Genomic DNA, 17,486 nt, shown 5'->3' on the forward strand with positions numbered 1-17,486 from the left:
TCGCTCCCGGAGGAAAACGGTGCGGTCCGCGCCGCCGTGCCCGAAACACCTCAGGAAATGCCGGCCCGAATGGGACGACAATGCCGATGGTCAGGTGCGGAATCACGGGCTGCCGCTCGGGTCGCGTGCCCGTTGAGGCCGGGCTGCTGGACAATCGGACAGATTCGGTTGACCGACCGCCGGTCGCGCTCACATTCTGTATGCGTTCACGTACCCAGGGGATCGGCAACTGTCTAGGAGCGTAGTGCATGGCGCCGTCCGAGCTTTCGCACACCGTCGCAGGATCCGCCAACTCCCGGCACACCGGCCGCGAGTCCGCCTCCGGCCCGGCACAGGCCGAGCCGGTCGCGATCATCGGCATCGGATGCCGCTTCCCGGGCGGCGTCGAAGATCTGCGCACTTTCTGGGAATTGATCGGATCCGGCACCGATGCGATCGGTGACATTCCGGCGGATCGGTGGCGCACGAGCGATTACTTCGACGAGGACCGCTCGACCCCCGGGCGGATGTTCGTGCGCCAAGGCGGCTTTCTGCGCACGCCGGTCGACACGTTCGACGCCGGGTTCTTCGGGATGTCACCGCGCGAGGCCGCGGCGCTGGATCCTCAGCAGCGGCTGTTGCTCGAGGTCACCTGGGAGTCACTCGAGGATGCCGGCATCCCGCCGAGTTCGACCGCGGCCGCCGACGTCGGGGTCTACATCGGCGGTTTCACCTTCGACGCGGCGACGCTGCAGCTGGGCGAGCCGAACCGGCACCTGGTCAGCTCGGCCACGCCGACCGGGGTGAGCATGACCATGCTGGCGGCCCGGCTGTCGTACGCGTTCGACTGGCGCGGCCCGGCATTCACCGTCGACACCGCTTGTTCGTCGTCGCTGGTGGCGCTCCACCAGGCCTGCAACGCCCTTGCGCTCGGCGACTGCGAGCTCGCGGTGGCCGGCGGGGTGAACGTCATGGTGAACCCGGTCACGACCATCCTGATGTCCAAAGGGCAGTTCCTGTCGCCCGACGCCCGGTGCAAGTCGTTCGACCACCGGGCCAACGGTTACGCCCGGGGCGAAGGCGCGGGCATCCTGGTGCTGAAGCCGCTGTCCGCGGCGGTACGCGACGGCGACCGCATCCACGCCGTCGTGCGCGGTACCGCGGCGAACCAGGACGGGCGTACCCCTGGCATCACCGTGCCGAGGGTGGAGTCCCAGCGAACGCTGATCGAGCGCGCGTGCCGGGTCGGCGGCGTCGAGCCGGCGTCGGTCGGCTATTTCGAAGCGCACGGAACCGGCACGGCGGCGGGAGACCCGGTCGAAGCGACCGCGATCGGCGAGGTGCTCGGCGATTCCACCGGCACGCACTGGCTGGGGTCGGTCAAGTCGAACTTCGGTCACACCGAGGCGGCAGCCGGGGTGGCCGGTGTGATCAAGGCGGCCATCTGCCTGAAGCGGGGAACCATCCCGCCGAACCTCCACTTCGAAAAGCCGAACCCCCGGATCCCCTTCGACCAGCTGCCCATCCGGGTTCCCACCGAGACGGTCCCGTTCCCGGAGCGGCCGGGACCGCGGCGGGCCGGGGTCAACTCCTTCGGGTTCGGCGGAACCAACGCCCACGCCATTCTCGAGCAATGGCCGGACCGCGAGACCGCCGGGCACGCGGAAGGCGACGACGGCAGGCCGCTGCTCCTGCCCCTGTCGGCGCGAAGCCCGGAGGCGCTGCAGTCGCTCGTGGAGTCCTACTCGGCCCTGCTGGAAGCAGAAGACGCTCCCGCACTGCGGAACCTCTCCCGCGCGGCCTCGCGGCACCGTGACCACCATCCGATGAGGACCTTCGTCGTCGCCGGAGACCGGGCAGAGGCCGCGGAGAAGCTGCGGGACCTCACCGTCGCTCCCACCCGGGTGACGCGCCCGGCGATCGCCTTCGTCTACACCGGAATGGGACCCCAGTGGTGGGGCATGGGACGGGAACTCCTCGAAGAGGAGCCGCGTTTCGCCGAAGTGGTCGCCGCCTGCGACGAGGTGCTCGCGCGCTTCGGTCTGTCGATCGGCGACGAGTTGCGCCGTGACGAAGCCGAGTCACGGCTGACGAAGACGCTGTACGCGCAGGTCGCCAACTTCGTGGTGCAGGCGGGGCTCACTGCTCTGTGGCGCGACTGGGGGATCGAACCCGCGGTGGTCGTGGGACACAGCGTGGGTGAGGTGGCCGCGGCCTACGCCGCCGGTGTGTACTCGCTCGAGGACGCGCTCACGGTGAGCTTCAACCGGGCGAACCTGCAGGCACGGCTGGCCGGGCGCGGCGCGATGGCGGCGGTCGGCCTGCCCGCCGAGGCGGTGGTTCCCCACCTCGTCGACGGCGTCGCGGTGGCGGCGATCAACAGTTCCCACGCCACGACCATCGCCGGTGATCCCGAAGCCGTGGCGGCCGTGACCGCCGAGCTGACGGCGGCCGGTGCGTCGGTGAAGCAGCTGCGGGTCGAAGTGGCCTACCACAGCCCCCAGATGGACGAGATCCGTGAACCGCTGATGGCCGCCCTGCAGGACATCCGCCCGCGCAGCGCTCAGGTTCCGCTGCTCTCGTCGGTGACCGGCGAGCGGGTGGACGGTGCCGAACTCGACGCGGACTACTGGTGGCGGAACGTCCGCCTGCCGGTGCGGTTCGCGGAGGCGTTCCGCAGCCTGCTCACCCGGGGTGGCAGCACCGGCGCCATCCTGGAGGTCGGCCCCCACCCGGTGCTGGCCCCGTCGATCGACGAAGCGCTGGCCGAGCGCGCGGACGGCGTGGTGCGCCTGGCGTCGCTGCGCCGGGACCGCCCGCAGCGCGAGCACCTCCTGGCGACCCTCGGCCGGCTGTACGAGGCCGGCGCCGACCCCGCTTGGGAACGTGTCCACCCCGGCCCTCGCGAGCACCTGGACCTGCCGCGGTACCCGTGGCATCGCGAGCGGCACTGGATCGAGTCGGCCGTGTCCCGGCAGCGGCGGCTGGGTACCGACGGCCTGAAGCTGACCGGACGGGCCGTCGCCGCCACCACGCCCATCCGGGACGTGGAGCTGTCCGCTTCCGCGTTCCCGTACCTCGGTGACCACAAGATCGGCGAGTCCGTCGTGTTCCCCGGCTCCGGATATCTCGAAGCCGCGCTGGCCGCTTTCCCGGACGACGCACCGTGCTTCCTCGAGGACGTCGTCTTCCACCGCCCGCTCGAGCTCCCGCCTTCGTCGGTCACGACGCTGCGAGTGGGTTACGACCCGTCGCGGCAGCTGGTCACCTTGCACAGCCGCATGCAGCCCGATGACGCCACCTGGACGTTGCACGCCGAACTCCGCCGCACCCACGTCGCCCAGGCACGGACCACGCTGCCCCGCACCGAGACCCTCGCCGAACTCACCGACGGGCTTCCGGAACTCGGCCACGACGACGTATACGCGCGACTGACCGGCACCGGCCTCAACTACGGGCCCGCCTTCCGGGTCGTGCGACGCCTGTGGTGGCGGACGGAGACGCGTGAGGTCTTCGGCGAACTCCGGCTCGACACCGTCGAGCAGGAAGCGCACCGCCTGCACCCGGTCCTGCTCGACGGTGCCCTGCAGGCGGCCATCACCGGAGCGCACCTGCTCGGCGACGAGGCGGAACCCGGTACGTACGTGCCGGCCCGCATCGACGCGCTCCGGTTCTTCCGGTCTCCCGGCACCCGGTTGTGGATCCACGGCCGCGGCCGGGACGCCGGCACGCCGGGGACCATCGAATGCGACCTGACCCTGGTGACGGACGACGGCGAGGTGGTCGCCGAGGTGCAGGGCCTGCGGGCCAGGCGCCTGGCGGAGGCCCAGGAGCGGCCGGCGAAGCTCGTCTACCGGCACGCGTGGCAGGAGGAACCGCTGGAGCGGGAAGCCGGCGCCGAGGGCCGCTGGATCGTCGTGGGTTCTTCGGCGACCGCGACCGACCTGGCTCGCGGGCTGTCCGAACTCGACGCTGAGGTCATCCGCGCCGACACCGCCGACGACCGCTGGCTCGAGCGCGTCCTCGCCGGGGCGGCCGGCGAGCCGCCGTGCCGCGGGGTGGTCTACGTCGAGGGCGCCCCTGCCGAAGGCACGCCCTCCTGCGGCTCGGTCGCGGCGCCGCTGCGGCTCGTCCAGGAGCTTCCGGCCGAGGCCCGGCCCCTTTTCCTCGTCACCACGGGCGCGCAGAGCGTCTCCGCCGACGACCCGACGACCGCGCCGGCGGCCGCGGCGTTGTGGGGCTTCGGCCGGGTCGTGTCCGCGGAACGGCCCGAGCTGCGCTGCCGCCTGATCGACGTCGCTCCGGCCGATTCCCAGGTCGGCACCGACGGCAAGCTGCTCGACGCGCTGCTCACCGAGCTCACCCAAGACAGTCTCGACGAGGTCGCCCTACGCGCCGAAGGCCGGTACGTGCGGCGCCTTACGCACGCCGAAGAAGGCTCCGACCTCGACCACGTCACCACGCGCACCGACCTCACCCCGGTGCGCCTGCGGCCCCTCGAGGGAGCGGGGGCCGACCTCCGCTTCGTCGCGACCACCCGCCGGCCACCGGGGTCCGGCGAGGTCGAAGTGGAGGTCTCCCACGTCGGCCTGAACTTCAAGGACGTCCTCAAGCAGACCGGGCTGATCTCGCCCCGGGCCATCGAAGGCAGCCACTCCGGGGAAACGCTCGGTCTGGAGTGCTCGGGCACCGTCGTGGGCGTCGGTGCGGGAGTGACCGGCCTTCAGGTGGGGGACGAGGTGTTCGCGCACAGCCGGGACCTGTTCGTGTCCCACGTGACGCTGGAGGCCGTCCGCGTGGTGAAGAAGCCGGCGACGCTGACCGGTGCCCAGGCCGCGTCGCTGCTGCCCGTGGTCACCGCGCACCTTTCCCTGGTACGGCTGGCCAACCTGCGGAGCGGGGAACGCGTGCTGGTCCACTCGGCCGCCGGGGGTGTCGGACTGGCGGCGGCGCGGATCGCGCAGTGGCTCGGTGCCGAGGTGTTCGTCACCGCGGGGAGCGAGCCGCGGCGGGAACTCCTGCGCCGCGAGGGCTTCACCCGGGTCGCGGACTCGAGGTCCACGTCCTTCGCCGACGACGTCCTCGGCTGGACCGGTGGCGAGGGCGTCGACGTCATCGTCAATTCGCTGCCGGCCGACATGATCCACCACAGCCTCCGGACGCTGCGCACGTTCGGGCGCTTCGTCGAGCTGGGCAAGCCCGGCGACGTCGCGGACCACGCGGTACGGCTGGCCTCCGCGCAACGAGCCCTGTCGTTCCACTCCTTCGACTACGACCAGATGATGGCCCTGCGGCCGGACGACGTCCGGGAGTGCATGCGCGCCGTCGCGGAGCTCCACGAGCAGAACGCGATCGATCCCCTGCCGTGCACGGAGTTCCCGGCCGGCGAGGTGGACGAAGCCTTCCGCGTGATGGCGCGCCCCGAGCACCACGGCAAGATCGTCGTGCGGATGGCTCGCGAAGCGGTGCGCGTCCCGGCGGCGTCACTCCCCGGATCGCCGATCCGGCCGGACGTCACGTACGTCATCACCGGTGGCCTCGGCGGCCTCGGCCGCACCGTGGCGCGCTGGCTCGCCGACCACGGCGCCCGGTACCTCGTGCTCGCCGGCCGGCACGGGGTCACGACGTCGGCCGCGGCGCAGGACGTGGCGGAGCTGACCGCGCGGGGCGTCAAGGTGCGGGTCCACAAGGTCGACGTCAGCCACCGCGACGAGGTGCGCTCGTTCCTCTCACGGGTCCGCGCCCACCTGCCGCCGATCGGCGGGATCGTGCACGGCGCGGCCGACTTCGACGACGTCGTGCTTTCGGACACCGATGCGCCGCGGCTCGTCGGGGCCACGCGCCCGAAGGCGGACGGGGGGTGGCACCTGCACCGCGAAACCTCGGCCGACGACCTCGACTTCTTCGTGCTGTTCTCGTCGGTTGCGGCGCAGCTCGGGGCGCTCGGGGCCGGCGCCTACGCGACGGCGAACGAATTCCTCAACGGCCTGGCACGCTACCGGCGCGCCCAAGGGCTGCCGGCGACCAGCGTCGGCTGGGGGATGGTCGACGAGGTCGGTGTCGCGGTCAGCCGCGAAGGCCACGTCGGCAACGTCCTGCGGCGCAACGGTCACCGCGGGATGCCGCCCGCGCGGCTCGTCGCCGAGCTGGGGACGTTGCTGCGGACCCGGCCGACCGAGGTGTCGGTCGCCGACGTCGACTGGCCGCGGTGGGCACGCGCCAACCAGCAGCTGGCGCCGCTGCCGAAGTTCCGCGGGGTGGTGCCGGAAGGCGCGGCGGGCGGCGATGGTGACTTCGGCGGGGAGGACTCGGTCGCCAAGCTGTTGCGGGACGCGAGCCCGGCCGAGCGTGCGGAGATGTTGCCCGCCCTCGTCACCCCGCTGCTCCAGCGGACGACCGGTCTCGGCGAAGACCGGCTCGGCGAGCAGGAGGCCGTGGACGTCGACTCGCTGACGGCGGTCGAGCTGCGGGTCCTGCTCCAGAAACAGCTCGGCGTCCCGGTCCCGGCGGCGAGGCTGCAGCGAAGCCTCAGCGTCGACGTGCTCGTCGACCTCCTCGCCGACGAACTCGACCGGGCCCGGCCCGACGCGGTCGCGCTGACCGAGCGCCTCACCGTTCACGAGATCGCCTCGGCCGACGGGACGGTCGTCTACGGCCACCTCAGCCTGCCGGCCGGGCTCGGACCGCATCCGGCCGTGGTGGTGTGCATGCCGGGCGACGGCGGCGTGCTCGACGCCGACGGCGACTACCGGCACATCAGCGAACACGCACCGCTGAACGCGGCGGGTTTCGCGGTCCTGTCCGTCGACCAGCGCGGCGCCCCGGGGCACGGCCCCGAGTTCAGGGCGCTGGCCGAAATCGGCGGCAAGGACGTCGACGACGTGGTGGCCGCCACCCGGTACCTCGCGGGGCTGCCCGAGATCGACGACACGCGGATCGACATCCTGGGCACCAGCCGCGGCGCGTATTCGGCGCTCCTGGCGCTGGAGCGCGGGCCCGGCCTGTGGCGGCACGCCGTGCTGCTCATGGGTTTCTACGACCCGGCCAGGTTCGTGACGGCCGACCAGCTGCGACCCGGCTCGCTGCTGCCGTCGCGTTCCGAGAGCGACCCGGCCGAGGTGGAAGCGTACTTCGCGGCACCGGAGCGGCAGCCGCTGAGCGCGCTCGGCGAGGTCACCGCGCCGCTGCTCATCGTCCACGGCGACAACGATCCGGTGGTGTCCTCGGCGGAGTCCGCGGAACTGGCCGCCCGGATGCGGCATGAGGGCCTGCCCGCGGAACTGATCACCGTGCCGGGGCTCGCGCACGACATCGATCACGAGGACGTGGCCTGGGCCGACCTGTGGCCGCGGATCAGCGACTTCCTCCAGGAGGGTGGTACACGATGAAGTTCAGCATCTTCCTGCCCACCGGCTTCGCCCAGGAGTTCGCGGGCTTCACCGATCCGGTCGCGGCGTACTTCCGGCTGACGGAGATCGCCAAGCTGGCCGACGACGCCGGCTACCACGCGTTGCTCGCGCCCGATCACCTCACCACGGTTCTGCCGTCGAACGAAATGGTCTTCGAAGCGTGGACGCTGATCACCGCGCTGGCGCGGGAGACCTCGAACGTGCGGATCGGTCAGCTGGTCACCGCCAACGGCTACCGCAATCCCGCTCTGCAGGCGAAGATGGCGTCCACTGTGGACGTCATCTCCGGGGGCCGGCTGGACTTCGGCATCGGCGCGGGCTGGCTGGAGCCGGACCACCTGCAGTACGGCTACGACTTCGGCACCACCGGCGAGCGGCTGCGCAAGCTCGACGAGGCGGTACAGATCATCCTGTCGCTGTGGACGGAAAAGAAGACCACGTTCGAAGGCCGGTACCACCAGGTTCGCGACGCGGTCAACGAGCCCAAGGGAGTGCAGCGCCCGCACATCCCGCTGATGATCGCGGGCGGGGGCGAAAAGGTGACGCTGCGGCTCGCCGCCCGGTACGGCGACGCCTGCAACATCATGGATTCCCCCGAAGTGGCCAAACGCAAGTTCGCCGTCCTGCGGGACCACTGCCAGGACGTCGGACGGGACTACGGGGCGATCAACCGGACGGTCACGACGCTGTGCGTCATCCGGGACACCGACGCGGAGGCGCGGTCGCTGATCCCCCTGTCGTCGAAGTTCGTCTTCCCCGGCGATCTGGGCTCGTACGGGCTGGTCGGCACCCTGGACACGGTGAAGAAGCGCATCGCCGCGTACGAGGAAGCCGGAGTCCAGGAACTGATCGTCTATTTCGAGGATCCGACCAGCGTGCGGCAGGTCGCCGAATTCGCTCAGCTTTTCGTCCGGTAGCCGGTGGGAGACATGATGGAAAAAGAGGCCGGCCGGGTACTGGTCGTCGGGACGGGTGTCAGCGGGATCGCCACGGCGGCGCGGCTGCGGAGATCCGGCTGGCGGCCCGTGCTCGTCGAAAAGGCGCCGGCCAGGCGCTCCGACGGGTACTTCATCGTCCTGTTCGGGGCCGGCCAGGCGGCCGCGGACCGGCTGGGCATGCTCGACGCCGTGCACGACCGGGCGACGACGACGCAGAAGCTCGACATCGAACGCGACGGCTCCGGCCGGCCGGGGATGTCCTTCTCCGACCTGCCCGGCAAGCCGTGGACGATGCTGCGGGGCGACATCGAGAAGGCCGCGTTCTCGGTCCTGCCGGACGATGTGGAGATCCGCTACTCGACGGTGCCCACCGCGATCGACCAGGACGCGGACGGGGTCGACGTCACGTTGCTCGACACCGTGACCGGTACGTCGGTCACCGAGCGATTCGACTTGGTGGTGGGCGCGGACGGGCTGCGCTCGACGGTCCGGTCCCTCGTGTTCGGCCCCCACGAGAAGCATCTCCGGCGACTGGACTACATGGTCGCCGCGTTCCAGTTCGACGGCACGCCGGCCGGTCTCGTGCCCGGGCAGGCCGTGACCCTGCTCGAACCGGGCCGCTCGATGTGGGTTTTCGCGTACCGGGACCACGACCCGACGGTCATGATGACCTATCGCACCGACGACGTCGATGCCGAGTTCCGCCGGCCGCCGGTGGAACGGCTCCGGGCCGTTTTCGGCCCGCGGCCGCTGGGGGAGACGCTCGGCGATGTCATCGGCGCACTCGATCGCGCCGACCGGATCCTGTTCGACTCCGCCGAGCAGGTACGGATGGACGCCTGGCACAAGGGACGCGTGGTCCTCGTCGGCGACGCCGCCTGGTGCGTCACCCTCTACGCGGGCATGGGGGTGTCGTCGGGACTCACCGGGGCCGAACTGCTCGGCGTGATGCTCGACCGGCACGGAGCCGACGTCGGTGCCGCCCTCGACGCCTGGGAACAGGCTCTGCGTCCCTATGTCGACCACTACCTGGACGGCGCGTTCGCCGACCGCAAGGTGTTCGTCGTGAACACCCGCCTGGAGATCCTGTTCCGGCGGATGGTGCCCCGCCTGCGCCGGTTCCGGCTCGGCAGGCGGCTCGTCGACCGGATGGTGCGGATCGACGAGATCGCGAAGTACAAGAACGTGGACATCGTCGGCGCGGTGCTGGCCGACCGGGCGGAGCGGAGCGACGTCGGCGGCGTTGTCCGGACCCGGTGAGCCGGCCGCGGCGTGCTCGTCCCACCTCGATGTCCCGTCCGCACCGCTCAGCGTCACGATGCCCGACACCGCGGCACCACGCCGACGACGAGGTCGCGCCGACGCGACCAGGCCGCCTCGGAGGCGACGTGCCCGTGGGTTCGTGCAGCCACCTTGGTCTCCATCGACGGTTCACCGGGAAACCTTCCGCTGCGAGCAGGGAAGCAAACGGGGGTCCGCGGTCACGGGACTGCCACGTACTCTTCGACCGCGCCTGCCGGTCGGTGAGGGAAGTCCTCCCTTTTCGGATGGCCGGCGGAATGGCCGCCCCGCCACGCGGCGGCCGGTGTACAAAGACGCGGGTTGCACCTCTCTCCCACGGTGCGACTTCCGGGCTTCCGATCCTCGGCGAGAGGATAGCGGTTTCCCGGTGACGGAGGCCGGGATGCGTGCTCCGAGGCAGCGATCCACAAGATCGTGAGCACGCTCCCGGCCTCCGTTCTGCTGCGCCACTTCCGCCTGGATCAGCCGATTTCGGTACCGGTGAAGAGTAAATGGCCATTCTTCTGTGGTCTCTGCCCGAAAGCGCCGTCCGAGAGCTGCTTTGAACCGCGCTGCGCCGGACATCCGTGTCGGTGGTGAAGGGGATCCACAATGGATCCCGGGGTGCAGGGAGAACGACATGTTCAGCAAACGGATCGGCTCGGCCGCTGTCCTTGCCGTCGCCGGAGCGGTGGCACTGACGGCTTGTGGAGCGCGTACCTCGCCGCCCGCGCAGACGCGGGCTCAGGTCGAGCGAAGCGACACAGCGGCAGACACGAGCCTCGCGTTCCTTTCCGGAACAGCCAAGGCCGGCAATGCGCAGCCGAAGACGGGCGACTGGGCGACCGGTGCGGACGGAACGCCCAATTCCGCGAACCAGCAGGTCGCGCGGCGGTGGGTGCAGCTGAAGGCGGCTCCGGCCGGCGGGCTCGACCCGGTCGTCGTGAACGGAGCCGGATTGACCCTCTATCGCTTCGACAAGGACACGGCCCAGCCGTCGAAATCCGCGTGCTCCGGCGAATGTGCCAAGACCTGGCCGCCTGTGCTCGTGACGCCGGCGAGCAAGATCTTCCTCGCCGGCGTCCGGAAGTCCGCGGTCGGCACGGTCGAGCGTGCCGACGGTTCGCTCCAGGTGACGATCGGCGGGTGGCCCGTCTACCGGTTCGCCAAGGACACCAAGCCCGGTGACACCAACGGTCAGGGCGTCGGCGGGACGTGGTTCGCCGTCTCGCCGAAGGGACAGAAGGCGGTGGAGCAGGGCGAGCCGTCGGAACCGGGAACGGTCGCGACCGGCCCGGCCGCGACCAGTGGGATCTTCTTCGACGGCAAGAACTTCGCCGACGACGAGGCCTCGCAGGGAACTTCGGGATCCGGATGCCGGAACCTCGCGCGGCCGGGCGTGACGTCGTCGATCAGCGCGTCCGGCCACCTGAAGCTCTGGAGCGAGAAGGACTGCCGGGGCAGGTCCGTGGTCATCGACGGCGATGTCGCCGACCTCGGCACGGTCGGGTTCGACAACACGGCCGCGTCCGTCTTCTTCGGCTGAGCGACGCACCACGCGAGCCCAGGTGGCGCGTTCGGACCGTGCCCGGTTCACCCGGGTGCGGTCCGTTCCGGCGCAGGTACCGGTCCCGGATATTCGGGCGGTCGGCGGGGCCGGTCGCGGTCGTCGGCCCGTCAAGTTCGTCCGCGAGTGGCACTTCCTGGCGTCTCCCGCGCATTCGGCCTCCTGCGCCGGGACTCCCCGAAGCCGCGGTGGAGCGCGGGAAGAGCGCCGCTCCAGTACTCCTGTGCTGCCTGTCGGCCAAGACGCCGAGACGGTGTGCAGGAGTCCCGAGGTGCTCGAGAGCGCCAAGTCACTGCACGAGGCCTGGGCGGAGCCGGACGTCAAGCTGGCCCCGCGGGCAAAGGAAGAAGCTTGGTACATCCAGGGTTTCGACCTCGAGGCCGGACCGTCCCCGGCTCGCCGCCCTCCGGGAACGAAAGCCAGCGAAAAGTGTCCCTTCGGGCACGTACCACCCGGTAAGCGCCCGTCGCGGCGGCTGGAGCGGCCAGAATGGGCCGGTAGGCCGGCCGACCGCAGGGAGCATTGGATGAGCCACCCCTTCACTTCCGAGCTGCACGAGATCCTCCTCCGTGTCGCCGGCTGGCTGCCCGATGACGTGCTCACCCGGGCTCGCAGCACACTCGCGGACGATCGCTGCGCCGACGTCGCCCGGCTCCTGGCGTTCGCCGGGAGGCGGAATGTGCTGCCGCTCGACGAGGACGATCTCGACGCGCTGGCCGAACTGCTGGAGTCCGAGGGGCTCGACCCCGCCGTGCTCGACGCGATGGAGCTCATTCCCGAGAGCTCGCCCCTGCTGTGGCAGTTCTCGCCGGAGTGGAGCAGTGCGGGTGACGGCGAGGGCGACGAAGGCGCCGACGGCGCGATGCTGATCTCCGCGCTCGCGGAGCAGGACCTCCTTGCCGAGATCATCGAGGAGCCCGGTGTCCGTGGCCTGTGGAGTGCGGTGCGGCGACCTGCCAGTGGGGTGCCCTACCCGGAACCGCGGGTGGTCTACGTCGCCGAGGTCGACGACGACGCCGACGACGTCGGCGAGCCGGCCGAGCTGAGCGCGCGGTTCCAGGACACGCTGAGCGCCGCGGGCGAACGGGACCCGCAGGTCGAGGTCGTGTCCATGCACGGGGCGCGGCCCCGCTACCAGCGGGCCGCCCAGCTGGGCGGCAAACTGCTCTGGTCGCCCCACGAAGACGTCGAGGTCAGGGTCGCGAGGGTCTTCGACGAGGTCGATCCCGACGAAGGGCCCCGGTTCGCGCCGGACCACGCGAAGATCCCCGACGAGGACGAGCGTGCCCGGCTCGTCGAGTACCTGGAGACGGGCACCGAACTGCTCGTCACCACCGGCACGATGGCCGACATCGTCGACCCGGCACAGGCTTCGGTCGTGCCGATGAACTTCCGGACGGACGGCACGTGGGTCTGGACGGACACGGTCACCTACTACCTCCGGACCCACCACCTCGCGCCCGACCCCGAACTGCTCGAGCACATCCGCGAAGTCGGCGGACCGCCGTCGCCGCTGGACACGGTGACCCTCGGCCGCGCCATGGCGGCCCTGGAGCCGTCCCAGGACAACGAGCCGGTGTGGACGAGTTCGCCGGCTTGAGACGACTGATCCGCCTGGCCCGGCCACCTCAGCGTCCCGTCGCCGACCTTTGCCTAAGCATCAACCGGTCCGCCCGATAGCAGGTGCGGACGTACACCGGGGTCTCCGCCGGAGGCAGCCGTCGTACACGTTCGACGACGAGCAGCGGCTGGGCGACGGGGATCCGGAGGACGCGGGAAAACTCACCGGCGGCCAGTTCGCACGAGATGGTGGAACTGCTGATCGTCCGCCCCCGATCGAGCAGGTCGAAGAAGGCGGCGCCGGTCGTGTCCGGAATCGTCGACTGCGCAAGGATCGCGCTCTCGATGGCCACCGGAGCGGAATCGTGGACGAGCAGCCGCCGGAACTCGGTGGTGTGTTCGCCGGCCGCGACCCGGATCGCGCCCGCGAGTTCTGCCCCCGCGGTGCCCTCCCTGGTGTCCAGGACCAGGTACCCGAACGGCCGGCGCCCGGTGTCGTCGGCCGGCCCACCCGCCGGCTCGTCGAGATAGGTGATCGCCTTCGGCGCGGCGACGAACATCCCGCTGCCGTGCCGGGGCGTCAAGAGCCCGGCCGCCACCAGGTGCTGAACGCTCGTGCGCACCGTGGTGCGGGCGATACCCAGCCGCTGGGCCAGCTCTCGCTCGGAAGGTACGCGAGTGCCGGGAGCCTGTCCGCTCATCAGCTCGAGCAGGTAGCTCATGACGTCGTCGACGGCGCCCACGGATCCGGTCACGTCCCTTCGGCTTGTCGAAATCGGCACGATGCGTGGCGTGGCCGGCGAAGACCGGAGAACGCTCCGGGCAAGAGTGCCCCATCAGGCCCTGATCGCCGAAACCCCGCGGTGACGGTCGTGTCCTTCGGGCACATCTGCTAGCGGAATACCCCGTCGGCGCGCTGCCAGCGGCGTGATCACCCGTGCCGGCGGTGAATGTGCCCGATGATGGGCTGGTGTAGCCCGCTCGGCCATGGTCGTCCCGGCCGGCCGCTGGCACGATCGAGAAATGACGGGAGTCACCATGGAACCCGTCCGAAGCACCCGGAGGAAGCACATGTACCAGGTTGAAGGGACTCACGAGGCCGGAAGGGAATTGTCCTCGCCCACGGAGTACTTGGACTTGATGGCCTTCAAGCGCACGAGTTTTCGCTTCCAGCTGCTTCAGGCGTACGGCATCCACAGTGAGCGGGCGGCGTTCGAGGAGTTCAAGGCGAAGGGAAGCTACCGCGTCCCGTCGGACGATCCGCGGCTGATCCGGCAGCGGCAGCAACTCTCCGGGGGCCGGGTGCTCCAGCGGGTGCAGGTGGTCATCCCGCCCGTCTCGGACTACCTTCGGTTTTCCTTCGGCTACTTCCGGCACTTCGCCGCGGCAGGTGAAGACATCCGGATTCTCGACACTGCGCGGGTCTCGGCCGACTGGCTGCCCGACCACGACTTCGTCCTCCTCGACGACGAGGTCGTGATCAAGCTTCGCCACGCACCCGGGGACGGACGTGCCACCGGCCGCGAGCCCCTGGTGAACGTCGACATCGCGGAATTCCGCGCCTACCGGGACCGTGCGCTGGAAGCGGCGATCCCGTTCGCCGAATACGAAGCCCGGATCCGGAGCTGATCCATGGCGCCGACACCGTCGCGCTCAGCACCGTTTCCCGCGGCGTCGAGCGCGACCGTGTGGCTTGATCCGGCCCGCCGGGACCGAGTGCGGATCCCGCGGCGCCGGCGGAACCGCGCCGTTGCCCCGTCGCGGAGTTCCTCGAGACCGGTGGCCCCGGATATCGGCTCGCCGGTGCTGGGCGGCCTGCTCTCCGTCGCGGGAATTCCTGCCGTGACAGGTGTTGTCCCGACCACCGTCGACGGGCGGTGGCCGGCGTCCAGGGGATTCGGCCGGAACATGCGACGTCGCCGGACCCGCTTCGGCGGCTGGTTCTCGCCATCGGCGATGGTGGTCACGACGACGGCAGAGCCGATCGGGTACTGCTGCGCGTATTTCGCGGCAGATCGGCGCTGTTTCCGACCGGCGCCGAACGGCCGCCGCCGCATCATCCGGCCCAGTGCGGCGTCGATTTCGATTTCGTGATCGTGATCGGGGCACGAGCCGCGCCAAACGCATCCGTTGATCGGGCACCGGCGAAGGCGTACGGGCGAGATGTCGGAGTCCGCGACCATGCCTCACGCTACGACGGTGGCGGCCGAGGGGTCTCGACAAATGCGCGAACTTCATGCTGCGGTGCCTCTTCGACCGGCCGCTACCGGCCGAATTGTTCGGTCACACAGGCGATACGGGCGCCCGCCTTCCCCGCCATCCCCGGCTCGGTGTGAGTCTTGGCGGCGTGCAGGACGAGCGAATTCGCCTCGCCCTTCCGGAAGAACCAGGCTGTCGTCACCGTCGCGGTGCCGCGGCCGTCCCCGTCCGTCACCAGATCGAGCCACACTTCGTTGGCCGGGTTTGCGAACGCGGGATCGACGGACGGCTGGTGGCTGTCCTTCTCTTCCTGGTAGTGCGGACCGGATCCGCTCGGATCGGCACCACAGGCCCCGGTGTGGACGTGGGCGGTGTAAAGGCGGTTCGGGATGACGCCCGCCAGGGTGACGGTGAGACTGGCGCCGGCCCCCGAACGTTTCGTCACCAGCGTGATTTCCGCGCCTACCGGGACGAGCTCCGGCTGGTAGGTGCGCAGATCCGGAAGCGGAAGGGCCGCGGTCGGCGCGGCAAACCTGCCGTGGGTCGTCCAGGCGGTGGTACCGGCTGCCACGCCGGCAGGGACGACTGTCCGTGCGGAGCCCGCTGAACAAGCGGCGAGCGCGGACATGATCACGGCGCCCAGGACTGCACTGGAGGTCTTCATGATGCCCCTTCGGTAGTGGGTCTCCTTGCGGCTGTCGGAAAACCACCTGGCGGATCGGCCGGGTGCGAGCCCTAGCCGGGAATGAGCCGGGACAGCTCGAGGTCGAAGTCGACCCGGGAGAGTTCCTCTCCCGGCGGGACGACGTCGTAGGTGCAGTACAGGAAGCCGGCCAGGTCCGCGGTGTCGGCGGTGAACGTCGCGCGACCGGCCGGCGAGCTCAGTTCGATCAGGACGAAGACCGGGTCGCCCGGGCACGGGCGGACTCTGACGTCGCCTTCTCCGGCTGGGGTGAACAGGCCGTCAGCCAGCAGTTCACGGGAGAAGAGCCAAGCGATCTCGTGCGGTGCCCCGACTTCGAAGACGGCCTTGACCGCGAACGGATCGCCGGAATCGTAGTGCAGAGCCACTTCGATCGGAACGTGCCGGCCGTTCGGCAGCCGGTGCCGGAAAACGGCGAAGTGGCGGTAGGCCGCGGCTTCCGATGGCGGGTCTTTTCGGGCGTGGAAGTGTGCGTCGTCGTTCATGAACCGACTGTCGACGACCAGACTTCGTTTTCGCTCTACGGACCCCCGCCGACGCCGGCCGGGTACTTTCGGGCAGACTCGTTGACTGCCGGGGCAGTCCGGTGTTGCCGGGTTCGCCGGGCTCGTAGTCTACGCTGGGTTTTCAACGCGTCCCGCGCCGGTTCCGGTAGGGCGAAGCGCAGCACGCCGAGCAAGCGGGACTGGGGGAACCGGTGGAGAGACGACTTCCTGGCCGACGCCGGTGCGTCAGTGCCCTCGACCGGCCCGCTGCCCGCGTATGAGTGGACTGTGGCGATGAGGGACGAGAACGGGTGGCTGCCGGCCACCATGCAGGCGGTCCGATTCGACTCGGTGGCCGGAACGCTGACCCTCGACGAGGTGCCGACGCCGACGCCGGACATCGACGAGGTCGTGGTCAAGATCGTGGCTTGCGGTATCTGCAAGTCGGACGTGAACCGGATCGACGGGGTCGTCCGGCCCCGGATGCCGGTCTACACGCCGGGACACGAGGCGGCCGGGGTGGTCGCGGCCGTCGGGGAACGGGTGGTGCGCTGGGCTCCCGGCGATCGCGTGGTCATGGCCGCCGGGCGGCCGTGCGGCGAGTGCGCCACCTGCCGGGGGGGCGCCGGTTCGGATGGCTGCACCGATCTCCGGATGATGGCGATCCACTACGACGGCGCGTGGGCGGAGTACGCGGTCACGTCCGCGACCTCGCTGGTCGCCGTGCCGGATTCCCTCCCGATGGAGCAGGCCACGGTTCTCTCGGGCGCGGTTTCGACACCCTATGGCGCGATCGACACCGCGCGGCTGCGCCCGGCGGAAGCCGTCGGGGTGTGGGGCCTGGGTGGGCTCGGCACGCACCTCGTCCAGCTGGCCCGGGTCTGCGGCGCGTCACCGATCATCGCGCTCGACACCCGGCCGGCGGCCCGTGAGCTGGCGCTGATGCGAGGGGCGGACATCGCTCTCGACCCCGCCAACACCCGCCTGGAGTCCTACATCAAGGCGATCACCAAGGGGCGGGGCCTGGACGTGGCCTTCGATTTCGTCGGCAGGGCGCGGTCGTTCAGCCAAGCGCGCACCGTCCTCGGCGACCGGGGCCGGCTGGTCGTGGTGGGCACCTCGCTGGACGTGGACGAAGCCGGGCCGGAGTTCGCCCTCACGCGCAACAACCAGACTGTCGTCGCTCACACGGGTTACCGGGTCAAGCACCTCGAGGACCTGGTCGAGCTCGTGGAGCGCGGCCGCCTCGACGTGTCGGCGTCGATCAGTGCGGTCCTGCCGCTGTCGCGGGTCGCCGAGGGACTGCAGCGGATGCGGGAATACGACGGCAACCTGCTTCGCCTGCTGCTCCGGCCCTGAACCGGG

11 protein-coding genes are annotated in these 17,486 nt (G+C 70.5%); 8 read left to right on the top strand and 3 right to left on the bottom strand.

The window, feature by feature from the left end:
- Positions 1 to 248: 248 nt before the first annotated feature.
- The 5 genes from QRX60_RS29295 (at position 249) to QRX60_RS29315 (ending at position 12,774) form a co-directional block, all read left to right on the top strand.
- A complete protein-coding gene (locus QRX60_RS29295; protein WP_285994646.1) occupies positions 249 to 7,367 on the top strand; it encodes a type I polyketide synthase in 7,119 nt (2,372 codons plus the stop codon).
- Positions 7,364 to 8,305, top strand: a complete 942-nt coding sequence (locus QRX60_RS29300) for an LLM class F420-dependent oxidoreductase (protein WP_285994647.1) — start codon at positions 7,364 to 7,366, stop codon at positions 8,303 to 8,305. The genes QRX60_RS29295 and QRX60_RS29300 overlap by 4 nt, the downstream gene beginning before the upstream one ends.
- Before the next feature lie 12 nt (positions 8,306 to 8,317).
- Positions 8,318 to 9,586 (top strand): FAD-dependent monooxygenase, encoded by a 1,269-nt coding sequence (locus QRX60_RS29305; RefSeq protein WP_285994648.1) that lies wholly within the window; start codon positions 8,318 to 8,320, stop codon positions 9,584 to 9,586.
- A gap of 661 nt (positions 9,587 to 10,247) precedes the next feature.
- Complete coding sequence (locus tag QRX60_RS29310; protein WP_285994649.1) at positions 10,248 to 11,153, top strand: hypothetical protein; 906 nt, start codon at positions 10,248 to 10,250, stop codon at positions 11,151 to 11,153.
- A gap of 547 nt (positions 11,154 to 11,700) precedes the next feature.
- Positions 11,701 to 12,774: a hypothetical protein gene (locus QRX60_RS29315; protein WP_285994650.1), complete on the top strand. Its 1,074-nt coding sequence runs from the start codon at positions 11,701 to 11,703 to the stop codon at positions 12,772 to 12,774.
- 28 nt (positions 12,775 to 12,802) lie between these two features.
- On the opposite strand, the gene QRX60_RS29320 is transcribed toward QRX60_RS29315, so the two are convergent.
- A complete protein-coding gene (locus tag QRX60_RS29320) occupies positions 12,803 to 13,477 on the bottom strand; it encodes a GntR family transcriptional regulator (RefSeq protein ID WP_285994651.1) in 675 nt (224 codons plus the stop codon).
- 244 nt (positions 13,478 to 13,721) lie between these two features.
- Between QRX60_RS29320 and QRX60_RS29325 the strand changes: the two genes are divergently transcribed.
- Both QRX60_RS29325 and QRX60_RS29330 read left to right on the top strand, forming a co-directional pair.
- On the top strand, positions 13,722 to 14,363 hold the full coding sequence (locus QRX60_RS29325; RefSeq protein WP_285994652.1) for a DUF6879 family protein: 642 nt from the start codon (positions 13,722 to 13,724) through the stop codon (positions 14,361 to 14,363).
- 150 nt (positions 14,364 to 14,513) lie between these two features.
- A complete protein-coding gene (locus QRX60_RS29330; protein WP_285994653.1) occupies positions 14,514 to 14,828 on the top strand; it encodes a hypothetical protein in 315 nt (104 codons plus the stop codon).
- Between the two features lie 169 nt (positions 14,829 to 14,997).
- On the opposite strand, the gene QRX60_RS29335 is transcribed toward QRX60_RS29330, so the two are convergent.
- Positions 14,998 to 15,597 carry a superoxide dismutase family protein gene (locus QRX60_RS29335; protein WP_285994654.1) on the bottom strand — a complete coding sequence of 200 codons (600 nt, stop codon included), beginning with the start codon at positions 15,595 to 15,597 and terminating at the stop codon, positions 14,998 to 15,000.
- A 71-nt stretch (positions 15,598 to 15,668) separates the two neighbouring features.
- The gene (locus QRX60_RS29340) at positions 15,669 to 16,121 is read right to left on the bottom strand and encodes an SsgA family sporulation/cell division regulator (protein ID WP_285994655.1); all 453 of its coding nucleotides are present in this window, start codon (positions 16,119 to 16,121) and stop codon (positions 15,669 to 15,671) included.
- A gap of 294 nt (positions 16,122 to 16,415) precedes the next feature.
- On the opposite strand from QRX60_RS29340, the gene QRX60_RS29345 reads away from it, so the two are divergent.
- Positions 16,416 to 17,480 carry an alcohol dehydrogenase catalytic domain-containing protein gene (locus tag QRX60_RS29345; RefSeq protein ID WP_285994656.1) on the top strand — a complete coding sequence of 355 codons (1,065 nt, stop codon included), beginning with the start codon at positions 16,416 to 16,418 and terminating at the stop codon, positions 17,478 to 17,480.
- Positions 17,481 to 17,486 lie beyond the last annotated feature (6 nt).

Origin of the sequence: Amycolatopsis mongoliensis (assembly GCF_030285665.1) — a bacterium.
Taxonomy (GTDB): domain Bacteria; phylum Actinomycetota; class Actinomycetes; order Mycobacteriales; family Pseudonocardiaceae; genus Amycolatopsis; species Amycolatopsis mongoliensis.

Excerpts from the sequence above, each read along its gene's own strand:
- QRX60_RS29315 (WP_285994650.1), top strand. The coding sequence starts at position 11,701 with ATGAGCCACCCCTTCACTTCCGAGCTGCACGAGATCCTCCTCCGTGTC.
- QRX60_RS29305 (WP_285994648.1), top strand. The coding sequence starts at position 8,318 with ATGATGGAAAAAGAGGCCGGCCGGGTACTGGTCGTCGGGACGGGTGTC.
- QRX60_RS29300 (WP_285994647.1), top strand. The coding sequence starts at position 7,364 with ATGAAGTTCAGCATCTTCCTGCCCACCGGCTTCGCCCAGGAGTTCGCG.
- QRX60_RS29310 (WP_285994649.1), top strand. The coding sequence starts at position 10,248 with ATGTTCAGCAAACGGATCGGCTCGGCCGCTGTCCTTGCCGTCGCCGGA.
- QRX60_RS29335 (WP_285994654.1), bottom strand. The coding sequence starts at position 15,597 with ATGAAGACCTCCAGTGCAGTCCTGGGCGCCGTGATCATGTCCGCGCTC.
- QRX60_RS29340 (WP_285994655.1), bottom strand. The coding sequence starts at position 16,121 with ATGAACGACGACGCACACTTCCACGCCCGAAAAGACCCGCCATCGGAA.
- QRX60_RS29325 (WP_285994652.1), top strand. The coding sequence starts at position 13,722 with ATGGTCGTCCCGGCCGGCCGCTGGCACGATCGAGAAATGACGGGAGTC.
- QRX60_RS29295 (WP_285994646.1), top strand. The coding sequence starts at position 249 with ATGGCGCCGTCCGAGCTTTCGCACACCGTCGCAGGATCCGCCAACTCC.
- QRX60_RS29345 (WP_285994656.1), top strand. The coding sequence starts at position 16,416 with ATGAGGGACGAGAACGGGTGGCTGCCGGCCACCATGCAGGCGGTCCGA.